11 protein-coding genes are annotated in these 13,530 nt (G+C 68.2%); all 11 read left to right on the plus strand.

Features of this window, described 5'->3' with window-relative positions; translation table 11 throughout:
• Positions 1-64 precede the first annotated feature (64 nt).
• The 11 genes from BM144_RS02890 (at position 65) to purB (ending at position 13,519) form a co-directional block, all read left to right on the plus strand.
• On the plus strand, positions 65-784 hold the full coding sequence (locus tag BM144_RS02890) for a response regulator transcription factor (RefSeq protein ID WP_092949674.1): 720 nt from the start codon (positions 65-67) through the stop codon (positions 782-784).
• Between the two features lie 92 nt (positions 785-876).
• The gene (locus BM144_RS02895) at positions 877-2,328 is read left to right on the plus strand and encodes a sensor histidine kinase (protein ID WP_092949676.1); all 1,452 of its coding nucleotides are present in this window, start codon (positions 877-879) and stop codon (positions 2,326-2,328) included.
• Between the two features lie 64 nt (positions 2,329-2,392).
• Complete coding sequence (gene slmA, locus BM144_RS02900) at positions 2,393-3,079, plus strand: nucleoid occlusion factor SlmA (protein ID WP_092949678.1); 687 nt, start codon at positions 2,393-2,395, stop codon at positions 3,077-3,079.
• 144 nt (positions 3,080-3,223) lie between these two features.
• Positions 3,224-3,886, plus strand: a complete 663-nt coding sequence (locus BM144_RS02905) for a TetR/AcrR family transcriptional regulator (protein WP_175525929.1) — start codon at positions 3,224-3,226, stop codon at positions 3,884-3,886.
• Between the two features lie 73 nt (positions 3,887-3,959).
• Positions 3,960-5,765, plus strand: coding sequence for an acyl-CoA dehydrogenase C-terminal domain-containing protein (locus tag BM144_RS02910; RefSeq protein ID WP_092949683.1), 1,806 nt, complete (start codon positions 3,960-3,962; stop codon positions 5,763-5,765).
• A 49-nt stretch (positions 5,766-5,814) separates the two neighbouring features.
• Entirely contained in the window at positions 5,815-6,249 is a 435-nt protein-coding gene (locus BM144_RS02915) for a DUF2147 domain-containing protein (protein ID WP_092949685.1), read from the plus strand.
• Between the two features lie 137 nt (positions 6,250-6,386).
• Positions 6,387-8,807, plus strand: coding sequence for a 3-hydroxyacyl-CoA dehydrogenase/enoyl-CoA hydratase family protein (locus tag BM144_RS02920; protein ID WP_092949687.1), 2,421 nt, complete (start codon positions 6,387-6,389; stop codon positions 8,805-8,807).
• Between the two features lie 107 nt (positions 8,808-8,914).
• Positions 8,915-10,111, plus strand: a complete 1,197-nt coding sequence (locus tag BM144_RS02925; RefSeq protein ID WP_092949689.1) for an acetyl-CoA C-acyltransferase — start codon at positions 8,915-8,917, stop codon at positions 10,109-10,111.
• A gap of 87 nt (positions 10,112-10,198) precedes the next feature.
• The gene (locus BM144_RS02930; RefSeq protein ID WP_092949691.1) at positions 10,199-11,050 is read left to right on the plus strand and encodes an acyl-CoA thioesterase; all 852 of its coding nucleotides are present in this window, start codon (positions 10,199-10,201) and stop codon (positions 11,048-11,050) included.
• Between the two features lie 94 nt (positions 11,051-11,144).
• Positions 11,145-11,918, plus strand: coding sequence for an enoyl-CoA hydratase (locus BM144_RS02935; protein ID WP_092949693.1), 774 nt, complete (start codon positions 11,145-11,147; stop codon positions 11,916-11,918).
• 215 nt (positions 11,919-12,133) lie between these two features.
• Positions 12,134-13,519, plus strand: coding sequence for an adenylosuccinate lyase (gene purB / locus BM144_RS02940; protein WP_092949695.1), 1,386 nt, complete (start codon positions 12,134-12,136; stop codon positions 13,517-13,519).
• Positions 13,520-13,530: the final 11 nt, after the last annotated feature.

Raw genomic sequence — 13,530 nt, forward strand, 5'->3', positions numbered from 1 at the left:
CCACGGTGGCTGCCGGCGGACCGGGACCGACCCGCCGGCTCCACGGATAGGGCCGGCGAACGCGATGCGCCTCCTGCTGGTCGAAGACGACGTGATGCTGGCCAGCGGGATCAAGCTGGGCCTGACCGATGCCGGCTATGCCGTCGACTGGGTGGGCAGCGGCGAGCGCGCCGAGGAAGTGCTGCGCGGCGAAACCTTCGACGCCGCGATCATCGACATCGGCCTGCCCGGCATGGATGGCCTGGAACTCACCCGCTGCCTGCGCCGCCCGGACATGGCCAACCCGTCGATGCCGGTGCTGATCCTCACTGCGCGCGATGCCTTGCACGACCGCGTGCAGGGCCTGGACCTGGGCGCCGACGACTACATGGTCAAGCCCTATGAACTGCCCGAGCTGCTGGCCCGGCTGCGGGCGTTGCTGCGCCGCTCGCAGGCGGCCACCACCGCGGTGCTGAGCTTCGGGCCGCTGGAGCTGGACACCGCCGGCCGGAGCGTGAGCGTGCGTGGCCCCGCGGCGGAGGGCGGGCTGGCCGTGCGGCAGACGATCGAGCTGGGCCCGCGCGAATGGACGGTGCTGGAGTACCTGATGATCCATGCCCCGAAGCCGGCCAGCAAGGAGAAGCTGGTGCAGGCGCTGACCGGCTGGGACAAGGAGATCACGCCGAACGCCGTGGAGGTGTACGTGTCGCGGCTGCGCGGCAAGCTCGAGCCCAGCGGCGTGGCGCTGCGCTCCATCCGGGGCTTCGGCTACCGGCTGGAGCTGCGCCTGCCGGGGGCCGCCTGAGCGCTCTGCACGGCAACGGGCACGCGGGCATTCCGGCAGCCGCTGCCCTACTTTTTTCTCTGCCTGCCCTTTTTCCAGCCCATTCCCCCACCATGACGTCCGCCCTGCGCAATCGCCTGCTGCTGCTGCTGGTGCTGCCGCTGTGCGTGCTGGCCCTCGTGGGGGCGTGGCTGGACTACCGGTCTGCGGACGAGGCGGCCAGCCGCCACGACCAGCGGCTGATGCGCCTGTTGCCCGCGCTGGCCGATTCGGTCGTGGCGCCCCCGCTGCGCGACGGCGGGGCGCCGGTGCTGCTGCTGGCCCCGCCGGTGGAAGAGTTCCTGCGCCAGAACGCCGGCTACGCGGGCTACAGCGTGCAGGACCTGTCGGGCCGCATCCTGCTGGGCGACCACTGGGTCTACAGCGCGGTGCCGCCCACGCACGATCCGGAATTCCACAGCGCCGAGTACGACAGCGTCACGTACCGCATCGCGGTGCAGCGCACCCGGACGGGGGCCGGCGAGCTGGTGGTGGCGCTGGCCGATGGCTCCGATCCGCGGCAGCAGTGGGGCAAGCAGATGCTGCTGCGCGTGCTGCTGCCCAACCTCGTGCTGGTGGCGGCGGCGGGTCTGGCCATCCACTGGGCGGTGCGGCGGGCCTTCAAGCCGCTGGTGGACTTGGCCGAGGCGGTGGAGCGGCGCTCTCCGCGCGACCTGAGCCCGATTTCCGAGGCAGCGTCCCCAGCCGAAGTGCGGCCCCTCGTGAATTCGCTCAACCGGCTGTTCGCCCTGGTGAACGCGCAGACCGAGGGCCAGCGACGCTTCGTGGCCGATGCCGCCCACCAGCTGCGCACCCCGTTGGCCGGGCTGCAGGCGCAGGTGGAGGCCTGGGCCCTTTCTGCGCGGGCGGCGGGCAGGGTGCGGGAGGGGGCAGTGCAGGGTTTGGAGTCAAAAGGCATCCATGCCGCCGGATCCATTGAAAAGTCTGCTATTGTTTTGGGAGCAGAGGAGATCGAAAAGCTCCGGCATGCAGCGCGCCGCACCTCCAAGCTGGCTCACCAGTTGCTGGCCCTCTCGCGTGCCGATGCGGGCGGGCTGGACGGCCAGCCGATGCAGCGCGTGGACCTCAAGGCCCTGTGTGAAAGCATCCTGGAGGCGTTCCTCGATGCCGCCACCGCCAAGGGCCTGGACCTTGGCCTGGAGGTCGCCCCCGCCCAGGCGAGCGGCCATGGCTGGCTGCTGCGGGAGCTGCTCTCCAACCTGGTGGACAACGCCATCAAGTACACGCCCGAGGGCGGGAGCGTGACCCTGCGCTGCGGCCTGGGTGCCGGTGGCGCCGCCTTCCTGCAGGTCGAGGACGATGGGCCCGGGATCGCCGAATCCGAGCGCGGCCGGGTGCTGCAGCGCTTCTACCGTGTGCCCGGGGCGGCCGGCGAGGGCACGGGCCTGGGGCTGGCGATCGCCGACGAGATCGCCCGGGTGCATGGCGGTGCGCTGCAACTCGGCGCCGGGGCGCAGGGGCGCGGGCTGCTCGCCACCGTGTCGATTCCCACGGGGTCGGCCTAGCGGGTGCTGCAAAAAGAGGCAGCAGGACCCTGTGCGAGAATCAATTGCACACAGCTGTTGCTCCATGCAAGACACCGTTCCATCCCCTTCCGACGACAGCGCCGTGGCCGAGGCCGCGACGGCCTCCGGGCCCGCGCCGGCGCCCCGCCGCAGGCCCAAGCCCGGCGAGCGGCGGGTGCAGATCCTGCAGGCGCTCGCCGCCATGCTGGAGCAGCCCGGCTCGGACCGCATCACCACCGCCGCGCTGGCGGCCCGGCTGGAGGTCAGCGAAGCCGCCCTGTACCGGCACTTCGCCAGCAAGGCGCAGATGTTCGAGGGACTGATCGATTTCATCGAGCAGTCGGTGTTCTCGCTGATCGGCCAGATCATGGAGCGCGAAGGCCCGGCAGCGGAAGATGCCGTCCCTGCGGACGGCGCGCGCCGCGCGGCCCGGGTGGTCGCCATGGTGCTGCAGTTCGGCGAGCGCAACCCGGGCATGGTGCGCGTGATGGTCGGCGACGCGCTGGTTTTCGAGCACGAGCGCCTGCAACAGCGCATGAACCAGTTCTTCGACCGGATCGAATCCACGCTGCGCCAGTGCCTGCGCCCGGCCGCCGAGGCCGCGGGCTCTGCCACGCCGACGGCCGATGCCCATCTGCGCGCCGCCGCGCTCTGCGACCTCGTGCGCGGCCGGCTCCAGCGCTACGCGCGCACCGGCTTGCGCCGCGTGCCCACCGAACACCTCGACGCCACGCTCGCGCTGCTGCTGTAGCGCCTCCCTGCAGGCGCGCAGGCGGGTGCGTGGGCATGTCTCGGTGTTTACCCTGAAACCCGGCCAGCCGCCCGCCCGGGGCTGGCGTGCGGGATTCCTTTTGCTGCAAAATAGCACGATCGTTCGTTTTATTTCGTGCTACCTGTGTCGTCCACCATCTCCATCAAAACCCCGCGAGCGGCCACCACGCGGGAAGGCCGTGCGCTCCAGAAGGGCCAGCAGACCAAGGCGGCCATCGTCGATGCCGCGCTGGGGCTGGCCACGCACATCGGGCTGGAGGGGCTGTCCATCGGCGCGCTGGCCGACGTGACCGGCATGAGCAAGTCGGGCGTCTTCGCGCACTTCGGCTCGCGCGAGGAGCTGCAGATCTCCGTGGTGCGCGAATACCACATGCGCTTCGAGCAGGAAGTGTTCTATCCCGCCATGTCGGCGTCGCGCGGCCTGCCGCGCCTGCGCGCGCTCTTCGACAACTGGATGAAGCGCACGTCCATCGAAATCGATTCGGGTTGCATCTACATCAGCGGCGCGGTGGAGTTCGACGACCGCACGGGCCCCGTGCGCGACGCACTCGCCAATTCCGTGCTGACCTGGCATGCCGCCATGCGCCGCGCCATCGACCAGTGCAAGGAGCTGGACGAAGTGCGCGCCGACGTGGATTCCGACCAGATGCTCTTCGAGATCCACGGCCTCATCCTCGCGCTCCACTACGAGGCGCGCTTCCTGCAGACGCCCGGCTCCATCGACCGCGCCAACGCCGGCTTCGACAACATCCTCGCCCGCTGCGCCGTCCGGCCCGCGGGCGGCTGAGTTCCTGTTTTCGCGTTTTCCCCAGACATCCGCTTCCACCCATCCAAAAGCACCGTTCCAAGGAGTCCCCCACATGCCGATCTACACGCCCCCCCTGCGCGACATGCAATTCGTCCTCCACGAGGTCTTCCAGGTCACGGAGGAGTTCAAGGCGATCCCCCGGCATGCGGAGGTCGATGCCGACACGGTCAATGCCGTGCTGGAAGAGGCCGGCAAGTTCGCTGCGGGCGTGGCGTTTCCGCTGAACATCAGCGGCGACGAGGAAGGCTGCCACCTCGACAAGGCGACGCATGAAGTCACCACGCCCAAAGGCTTCAAGGAGGCCTACGGGCAGTACGTGGAGGGCGGCTGGGCGGCGCTGTCGTGCGAGCCCGAGTACGGCGGACAGGGCCTGCCGTTCGTGCTCAACCAATGCCTCTACGAAATGCTCAACAGCGCCAACCAGGCCTGGACGATGTACCCCGGCCTGTCGCATGGCGCGTACGAAGCCCTGCATGCGCACGGCACGCCCGAGCAGAAGAAGCTCTACCTGCCCAAGCTGACCAGCGGCGAGTGGACCGGCACGATGTGCCTGACCGAGCCCCACTGCGGCACCGACCTGGGACTGCTGCGCACCAAGGCCGAGCCCGTGGCGGGCGCGCCCGAAGGCACCTACAAGATCACCGGCAACAAGATCTTCATCAGCGCGGGCGAGCACGACTTCACCGAGAACATCGTGCACCTGGTGCTGGCCCGCCTGCCCGATGCGCCCAAGGGCAGCAAGGGCATCAGCCTGTTCGTCGTGCCCAAGTTCAACGTGAACGCCGATGGCTCGCTGGGCGAGCGCAATCCGATCTTCTGCGCGGGCCTGGAGCACAAGATGGGCATCCACGGCAACGCGACGGCGCAGATCGCCATCGACGGTGCCATCGGCACGCTGGTGGGCCAGCCGCACAAGGGCCTCGCCGCGATGTTCGTGATGATGAACGCCGCGCGCCTGGGCGTGGGCAACCAGTCGCTGGGCCTGACGGAAGTGGCCTTCCAGAACGCGCTGGCCTACGCGAAGGACCGCACGCAGATGCGCAGCCTCTCGGGCACCAAGGCCAAGGACAAGGACGCCGACCCGATCATCGTGCATCCCGACGTGCGCAAGATGCTGCTCACGGCCAAGGCCTATGCCGAGGGGGCGCGCGCGCTGCAGATCTACTGCACGCTGCTGCTGGACAAGGCGCACAGCCATCCCGACGAGAAGGTGCGCAAGGACAGCGACGAACTCGTCGCGCTGCTCACGCCCATCGTCAAGGCCTTCATCACCGACAACGGCCACATCGCCACCAACGCGTGCATGCAGGTCTTCGGCGGCCATGGCTTCATCAAGGAATGGGGCATGGAGCAGTTCGTGCGGGACAACCGCATCAACATGATCTACGAAGGCACCAACACCATCCAGTCGCTGGACCTGCTGGGCCGCAAGATCCTGGGCAACAACGGTGCGACGCTCAAGAAGTTCGGCAAGCTGGTGGGCAAGCTGGTCGAAGAGGAGGGCGTGAACGAGAAGATGGCCGAATTCATCAACCCCATCGCCTACCTGGGCGACCAGATGACCAAGTTCACCACCGAGATCGGCTTCAAGGGATTCCAGAACCCCGACGAAGTCGGCGCTGCCGCCGTGGATTACCTGCGCGTGGCGGGCCACCTCGTGTTCGGCTACATGTTCGCGCGCATGGCGCAGGTGGCGCTGCGCAAGATCGCCGCCGGCGACACCGATCCGTTCTACCAGGCCAAGCTGCAGACGGCACGCTTCTATTTCGCCAAGCTGTTCCCCGAGACGGCCACCCTGATGCGCACGGCGCGCGCCGGCTCCAAGCCGCTCATGGACACCGACGCGGCCCTGGCCTGACGCCGGAAGCCTCCCGCCCTTGTTTGAACAAAAACGCACGGATGTCGCCATGAAATCTACATTGTTTGCTATTGTTTTGGTAGCGTCCGCGCTGCCGTCCTGGGCCCAGGTCTCCCCGGTGGGGACCTGGCGCAGCATCGATGACAAGAGCGGCGAGGCCAAGGCAGAGATCCGTATCGCCGAGGCGGACGGCACCCTGTCGGGCCGCATCGAGAAGTCGCTCAAGAAGGACACCAAGCCCGATGCCACCTGCACCGAATGCTCGGACGACCGCAAGGGCCAGCCCATCGCCGGCCTGGAGATCATCCGCGGCGGCAAGAAGGCCGAAGGCAAGGACGTCTGGGAGGGCGGCAAGATCCTCGACCCCGAGAACGGCAAGGAATACCGCGCCAGCTTCACGCCCATCGAGGGCGGCGCCAAGCTGGAAGTGCGCGGCTACCTGGGCCCGTTCTGGCGCACCCAGGTCTGGCAGCGCGTGCAGTAGGCGCGGCCCGCAAAACGCTTCCGGCGCCGTTGCCGCGCGTTGCTGACCGACCGGCGCTGCCTGCGGCGCGGAGCCCCGCCAGAACCGCTTTGCCGCGTCGTGCCGACCGCTCTCCACCAATCCACAAGAAATCCACCATGTCCCGATTCCAAGTGAAGAAAGTCGCCGTGCTCGGCGCGGGCGTGATGGGCGCGCAGATCGCCGCCCACCTCGCCAACGTGAAGGTTCCCGTGGTGCTGTTCGACCTGCCTGCCAAGGAAGGCCCGAAGAACGGCATCGTCACCAAGGCCATCGAGGGGCTCAAGAAGCTCAAGCCCGCGCCGCTGGGCGTGGTGGACGATGCCGCCCTCATCGGCCAGGCCAATTACGAAGAGCATCTGGAGCAGTTGCGCGAATGCGACCTCATCATCGAGGCCATCGCGGAGCGCATGGACTGGAAGCTCGACCTCTACCGGAAGATCGCTCCGTTCGTCGCGCCGACCGCCATCGTGGCGTCCAACACCTCGGGGCTGTCGATCACGAAGCTCAGCGAGGCGCTGCCCGATGCCATCAAGCCGCGCTTCTGCGGCATCCACTTCTTCAACCCTCCGCGCTACATGGCGCTGGTGGAATTGATCGACACGCCCACGACACGGCCCGAAGTGCTCGACCAGCTCGAAGCCTTCGTGACCAGCGGCCTGGGCAAGGGCGTGGTGCGCGCGCACGACACGCCCAACTTCATCGCCAATCGCGTCGGCATCGCCGGCATGCTGGCGACGATGAAGGAAGTGGAGAACTTCGGCCTCACCTTCGACGTGGTGGACGACCTCACGGGCAAGAAGCTCGGCCGCGCCAGCAGCGGCACCTTCCGCACGGCCGACGTGGTGGGCCTGGACACCATGGCCCACGTCATCAAGACCCTGCAGGACAACCTGACCGAGGAGACCGACCCGTTCTACGGCAGCTTCGGCACGCCCGAAGTGTTGGCCAAGCTCATCGAGATGAAGAACCTCGGCCAGAAATCCAAGGCCGGCTTCTACAAGAAGGTGGGCCGCGACATCCTGCGCTTCGACCTGGAAAGCGGTGAGTACGTACCCGGCGGCCAGAAGGCCGACGAGGTCTATGGCCGCATGCTGAAGAAACCCGCGGGCGAGCGCCTGAAGCTGCTGCGCAACGCCGAGGGCGCGCAGGGCCGCTTCCTGTGGGCCATCCTGCGCAACAGCTTCCACTACGCCGCCGTGCACCTCGCCACGATCGCCGACAACGCCCGCGACGTGGACCAGGCCATGCGCTGGGGCTTCGGCATGAAGCAGGGCCCGTTCGAGCTGTGGCAGGAGGCCGGCTGGCTCGATGTGGCGAAGATGATCCAGGAGGACATCGACGCCGGCAAGGCGCTCAGCAAGGCGCCGCTGCCCGAGTGGGTGTTCAAGGGCCCGGTGGCCGAAGCCGGTGGGGTCCACACGGCCGAAGGCTCGTGGAGCGCCTCGAAGGGGGCGTTCGTGCCGCGCCGCCAGTTGCCGGTGTATGGGCGCCAGCACTTCCCCGAGAAGCTGCTTGGCGAAAGCCTGCCCGACTGGCGCAAGGCTGGCACCACGGTGGCCGAGTCCGATGCGCTGCGCACCTGGACCCTCGACGGGCACGCGAGCCCCTCCGGCAGCCGGATCCTCATCGCGAGCATCAAGAGCAAGATGCACGCGATCAGCCCCGACGTGATGGAAGGGCTCGTCGAAGCCGTCGATACCGCCGAGCGCGAATACGACGGCCTGGTGATCTGGTCCGGTGACGCGCCCTTCAGCGTGGGCGCCGACCTGGCCGCCACGATGCCGGCCTTCGTGGTCGCGGGCATCTCGGCCATCGAGGGCGTGGAGCAGGAACTGCAGAACCTCATGCTGCGCCTGCGCTATGCCCAGGTGCCCGTGGTGTCCGCCATCCATGGCATGGCGCTGGGCGGCGGCTGCGAGCTGGCCGTCTATTCGGCGCGCCGCGTGGCGCACATGGAGAGCTACATCGGCCTCGTCGAAGTGGGCGTGGGTCTGGTGCCGGGCGCCGGCGGACTGACCTACATCGCCCGCCGTGCAGCCGAGAACGCGGCCGCCTCCACGGGCAAGGACCTGCTGCCGTTCCTGACCGAAGGCTTCACCGCCGCGGCCATGGCCAAGGTGGGCACCAGCGCGCTGGAGTCCCGCAAGCTCGGCTACCTGCTGGAGAGCGACGTCGTCGTGCCGCACAAGGACGAGGTGCTGTTCGTCGCGCTGAACGAAGCCCGCGCCATGGCCGCGAGCGGCTGGCGCGCGCCGCACCGGCGCCTGTTCCCCGTGGCGGGCCGCAGCGGCATCGCCACCATCCGCGGCTCGCTGGTGAACATGCGCGACGGCGGATTCATCAGCGACCACGACCAGCACATCGCCACGCTGATCGCAGAGATCGTCTGCGGCGGCGACGTGGATGCCGGCACGCTGGTGAGCGAGGAATACCTGATGGCCCTGGAGCGCAAGGCGTTCTGCAGCCTGATCCAGCATCCGAAGACGCAGGAGCGCATCCTGGGCATGCTCAACACCGGCAAGCCGCTGCGCAATTGAATGCAAGCCCCGAGCCGCCTCGCGCCGTTCGCCGGCCCGCCGCTGCAGCGCGGTGGATGCCGCGGCCACGGCGCCGGCTGCGGGACCAACAGATAAGGACATCGATCATGAAGCAAGTGCAAGACGCATACATCGTCGCCGCTACGCGCACGCCCATCGGCAAGTCGCACCGGGGCTACCTCCGCAACATGCGGCCCGACGACCTGCTGGCCACCACCCTGAAAAGCGCGCTGGCCCAGGTGCCCGGGCTGGACCCGGCCGCCATCGAGGACATCGTCTGCGGCTGCGCCATTCCCGAAGCCCAGCAGGGCTTGAACGTGGCCCGCATCGCCGCCGTGCTGGCGGGCCTGCCCACGGGCGTGGGCGGCATCACCGTGAACCGTTTCTGCGCCTCGGGCCTGTCGGCGGTACAGATGGCCGCCGACCGCATCCGTGTGGGCGAGGCCGAGGTGATGATCGCCGCGGGCGTGGAGAGCATGAGCATGGTGCCCATGATGGGCAACAGCCCCAGCCTCTCGCCGAGCATCTTCGCGCGGGACGGCGACGTGGGCATCGCCTACGGCATGGGCCTCACGGCCGAGAAGGTGGCGCAGCAGTGGAAAGTCTCTCGGGAAGACCAGGACGCGTTCGCGCTGCAGTCGCACCAGCGTGCGCTGAAGGCGCAGCAGGCCGGCGAGTTCACCGACGAGATCACGCCCATCGAGGTGACCGATCGCACGGCCGACCTGGCCACGGGCGAGTCCGTCGCCAGGACGCGCACGGTGTCGCTCGATGAAGGCGCACGCCCGGACACCAGCCTGGAAGGCCTCGCCAAGCTCAAGACCGTGTTCGCGGCGCGTGGCTCGGTGACGGCGGGCAACAGCTCGCAGACCAGCGACGGGGCGGGTGCGCTGATCCTGGCCAGCGAGTCGGCGGTGAAGCGCTTCGGCCTGACCCCGCTCGCACGCTTCGTGAGCTACGCCAGCAAGGGCGTGCCGCCGGCCATCATGGGCATCGGACCGATCGAGGCCATTCCGGCCGCGCTGCGCTATGCGGGTCTGAAGCAGGACGACATCGACTGGTATGAGCTGAACGAAGCCTTCGCGGCGCAGTCGCTCGCCGTGGTGCGCCAGCTGGGCCTGGACCCCTCCAGGGTCAATCCGATGGGCGGCGCCATCGCGCTGGGCCACCCGCTGGGCGCCACGGGGGCCATCCGCTCGGCCACGGTGGTGCATGCCCTGCGGCGCCACAACCTCAAGCGCGGCATGGTGACCATGTGCGTGGGCATGGGGCAGGGCGCTGCAGGCATCTTCGAGCGCGTCTGAGCGAGAAAGAAAGCCCCCGCCGGGCCGGGCGCGTCACTTGCATGACGGCCCGGCCCGGCGTTCGTCGGCACACTGGAGCCCCACACCATGACCGTTGCTGCTGCTGCCTCTTCCCCTCCCACCCATCCGCTCGACGACGCGCTGGTGCTCGGCGCCGTGGCCCCGGGCCAGTACACCGCACGCACGTCGCCGGCCTACTGGAACATGGTCGGACCGTTCGGCGGCATCACGGCCGCCACATTGCTGCGCGCCGTGCTCCAGCACCCGGACCGGCTGGGCGATCCGCTGTCGCTCACCGTGAACTACGCGGGCGCCATTGCCGAAGGCGAGTTCACCGTGCAGGCGTTGCCCGTGCGCACCAACCGCTCGACCCAGCACTGGACCCTGTCCATCCTGCAACCCGGAGCCGACGGTGCGCCGGTCGTGACCACCACGGCCACCGCCGTGACCGCGGTGCGGCGCGAGACCTGGAGCCTTCCGGACACGCCCATGCCGGAAACGCAAGGTCCCGAGGGGCTGGAGCGTGTCACGCGCGGCATGCCCGTGCAATGGCTGGACCGCTACGACCTGCGGCCCGTATCGGGAGCATTGCCCGTGCATTGGGACGGCGGCAGCGGCGACAGCAGCCTGAGCCGGCTCTGGATGCGCGATGAGCCTGCGCGCCCGCTCGACTTCTGCGCGCTCGCCGCCCTGGCCGATGTATTCTTCCCGCGGGTGTGGCTGCGCCGCGCACGCCAGGTGCCCGCCGGAACCGTGTCGCTCACGGTGTACTTCCATGCCAGCAGCGAGCAACTGGCAGCCACGGGCAGCGGCCACCTGCTGGGGCAGGCGCGGGCGCAGGAGTTCCGCAACGGCTTTTTCGACCAGACGGCGCAGCTCTGGAACCAGCGCGGCACCATGCTCGCGAGCAGCCACCAGATCGTCTACTACAAAGAGTGAGCCGCTCCGGCGGGCCAGGCACGGTGCCGGTGCCGTGGGCGCGCCATCTTGCTCTTTCCCTCTTCTTTTTTCTCCCGTTCCGCAGGAGCCCCGCATGACCGAAAACCAGGACATCCTCGTACACACCGAATCGGGCGTGACGACCATCACCTTCAACCGTGTGGAGAAAAAGAACTCCATCACACGCGCCATGTATGCCGCGCTCGCCGACGCTTTCGAGGCCGTGGCCCAGGATGCTGCCGTGCGCGTGGTGGTGCTGCAGGGCGACGTGGCCATCTTCAGCGCCGGCAACGACATCGGGGACTTCCTCAACAACCCGCCCTCCACGCAGGAGTCGCCGGTCTTTCGCTTCCTGCGCGCCATCGCGACCTTTCCGAAGCCGGTGGTGGCGGCGGTGTGCGGACCGGCCGTGGGCATCGGCACGACGATGCTCTTCCATTGCGACCTGGTCTACGCCGGAGACAACGCGGCTTTCTCCATGCCGTTCGTGAACCTGGGGCTCTGCCCCGAAGCCGCTTCCAGTCTGCTCGTACCCCGCATGATGGGTTACCACCGGGCAGCCGAAGCGCTGTTGCTGGGCGAACCGTTCATGGCGGAGGCCGCGCTCGAAGTGGGCCTGGTCAACCGCGTCGTGCCGCCGACGGAATGCAACATGGTGGCGCAGACCCAGGCCCGCAAGCTGGCCTCCAAGCCGCTGTCGTCGCTGGTGGAGACCAAGCGCCTCATGAAGAAGGACCAGACCGCTGCCGTGCTGGAGCGCATGGCGGAAGAGGGCGCCAGCTTCGGCCGCATGCTCCAGGAACCCGCCGCCCGCGAAGCCTTCACCGCGTTCATGGAAAAACGCCGCCCTGACTTCAGCGCCAGCTGAAGGCAGGGGCCCGCAGGGCCGGCCGGCGCGGCCGGCGGAAGGTTTTTGTCGAAAACGTCGCCTGACCTCGCCAACGGCTCAGAGCCAGGAATGTGCAACGCCCTGCAACTCGACAGGTTGCGAACGCCAAGGCATCGCGTAGGTATGTGAGAATGCGGACTATCAAAATTCCGCAATGAGGAATCTTCGTTTTTCGGGGGCCTCACGCATTGCCCATGGCCCAAAACGTTTCCGTCTTCGACATGCTCGCGCTCCAGCATTTGTGGAGCAGCGCGGAAATGCGCACCATCTTCTCGGAGGAAGAGCGCATACGGGCATGGCTGAAGGTCGAGAGCGCGGTAGCGCGCGCCCAGGGCAGCCTGGGCATCATTCCTGCGCAGGCCGCCCGGCGCATCGTGGAGGGAGCGGCCGATTTCTGTCCGGACATCGAATCCATGGCGAGCGGAATCCGCACGCTGCGGCACTCCCTGGTACCGTTCCTGAGGCAGCTGCAGGGCCACATCGGCGAAGAAGGTGAGTGGCTGCACCACGGCATCACGACGCAGGACGTGATCGATACCGGCATGGTGCTGCAGATGCGGCAGGCGCACCGGGTCTATCTGCGGGATATCGACCGCGTTGCAGACCAACTCATCCGGCTCGCGCGGCTGCACTGCGACACCATCATGGTGGGGCGCACCCACGGCATGCACGCCCTGCCCACCACCTTCGGGCACAAATGTGCGGTCTGGCTCGATGAGATGTCGCGGCACCGCGCCCGGCTGTTGGAATGCGAATCCCGGGTGTTCGTCGGCATGCTGGGCGGAGCGGTCGGAACGCAGGCCGGCCTGGGGCCGAAGGCGCGCGATGTCGAGGTGCGAGTGCTGCAGGACCTGGGGCTTGGCGTGCCGGACATCTGCTGGGCCAGTGCCCGGGACCGTTTCGCCGAGTATGCTGGTCTGCTGGCGATGCTGGGGGCGACGCTGTCCAAGATCGGCAATGAGTTGTTCAACCTGCAGCGGGACGAGGTGGGCGAACTTGCCGAGGCCTGTGCCGAAAGCGCGGTCGGCTCCTCGACCATGCCCCACAAGCGCAATCCCGCTGCGGCTGAGAACCTGGCTGGCCTGGCACGGAGCGTGCGGTACAGCGCCGCGATGATGACGGAAGCCATGGTGCAGGAGCACGAGCGCGATGGCGTGGCCTGGAAAACCGAATGGAAGGCCCTGCCCGAGTGCTGCCTGGTGGCAGGGGCCATGCTGGAACAGGCGGTCCAACTGCTGAGCGGATTGGCCGTCGATGCCGAAGCGATGTCGCGCAATCTGGACAGGCGCCAGGGGTATCTGTTGTCCGAGCGGGTGATGCTTTCGCTCGGCCCACGGCTGGGCAAGCAGACGGCGCACGCCTGGGTGCACGAGGCCTCCATGGACGGTTTGGCGCAGAAACTGGATTTCCGTTCGGCGATGGCGAGGCATGGCGGCCTGGCGCGAGCGGTGTCCCCGCAGGAACTGGACGAGTGGACGGATCCCCGGAGCTATCTGGGCAGCGTGCGCGAAAGCATCGATCGGACCATTCGCCGCTATGAATCCATGAGATACGAATCTCGGTCGAAGTCCTCGCGCTGAACGTCCGCCGC

This window comes from Paracidovorax konjaci (assembly GCF_900112675.1).
In the GTDB taxonomy this organism is placed as follows: domain Bacteria; phylum Pseudomonadota; class Gammaproteobacteria; order Burkholderiales; family Burkholderiaceae_C; genus Paracidovorax; species Paracidovorax konjaci.

Coding starts and splice junctions, on each gene's coding strand:
- BM144_RS02920 (WP_092949687.1), top strand. CDS start 6,387: ATGTCCCGATTCCAAGTGAAGAAAGTCGCCGTGCTCGGCGCGGGCGTG.
- BM144_RS02895 (WP_092949676.1), top strand. CDS start 877: ATGACGTCCGCCCTGCGCAATCGCCTGCTGCTGCTGCTGGTGCTGCCG.
- BM144_RS02910 (WP_092949683.1), top strand. CDS start 3,960: ATGCCGATCTACACGCCCCCCCTGCGCGACATGCAATTCGTCCTCCAC.
- BM144_RS02925 (WP_092949689.1), top strand. CDS start 8,915: ATGAAGCAAGTGCAAGACGCATACATCGTCGCCGCTACGCGCACGCCC.
- BM144_RS02915 (WP_092949685.1), top strand. CDS start 5,815: ATGAAATCTACATTGTTTGCTATTGTTTTGGTAGCGTCCGCGCTGCCG.
- BM144_RS02890 (WP_092949674.1), top strand. CDS start 65: ATGCGCCTCCTGCTGGTCGAAGACGACGTGATGCTGGCCAGCGGGATC.
- purB (WP_092949695.1), top strand. CDS start 12,134: ATGGCCCAAAACGTTTCCGTCTTCGACATGCTCGCGCTCCAGCATTTG.
- BM144_RS02935 (WP_092949693.1), top strand. CDS start 11,145: ATGACCGAAAACCAGGACATCCTCGTACACACCGAATCGGGCGTGACG.
- BM144_RS02930 (WP_092949691.1), top strand. CDS start 10,199: ATGACCGTTGCTGCTGCTGCCTCTTCCCCTCCCACCCATCCGCTCGAC.
- slmA (WP_092949678.1), top strand. CDS start 2,393: ATGCAAGACACCGTTCCATCCCCTTCCGACGACAGCGCCGTGGCCGAG.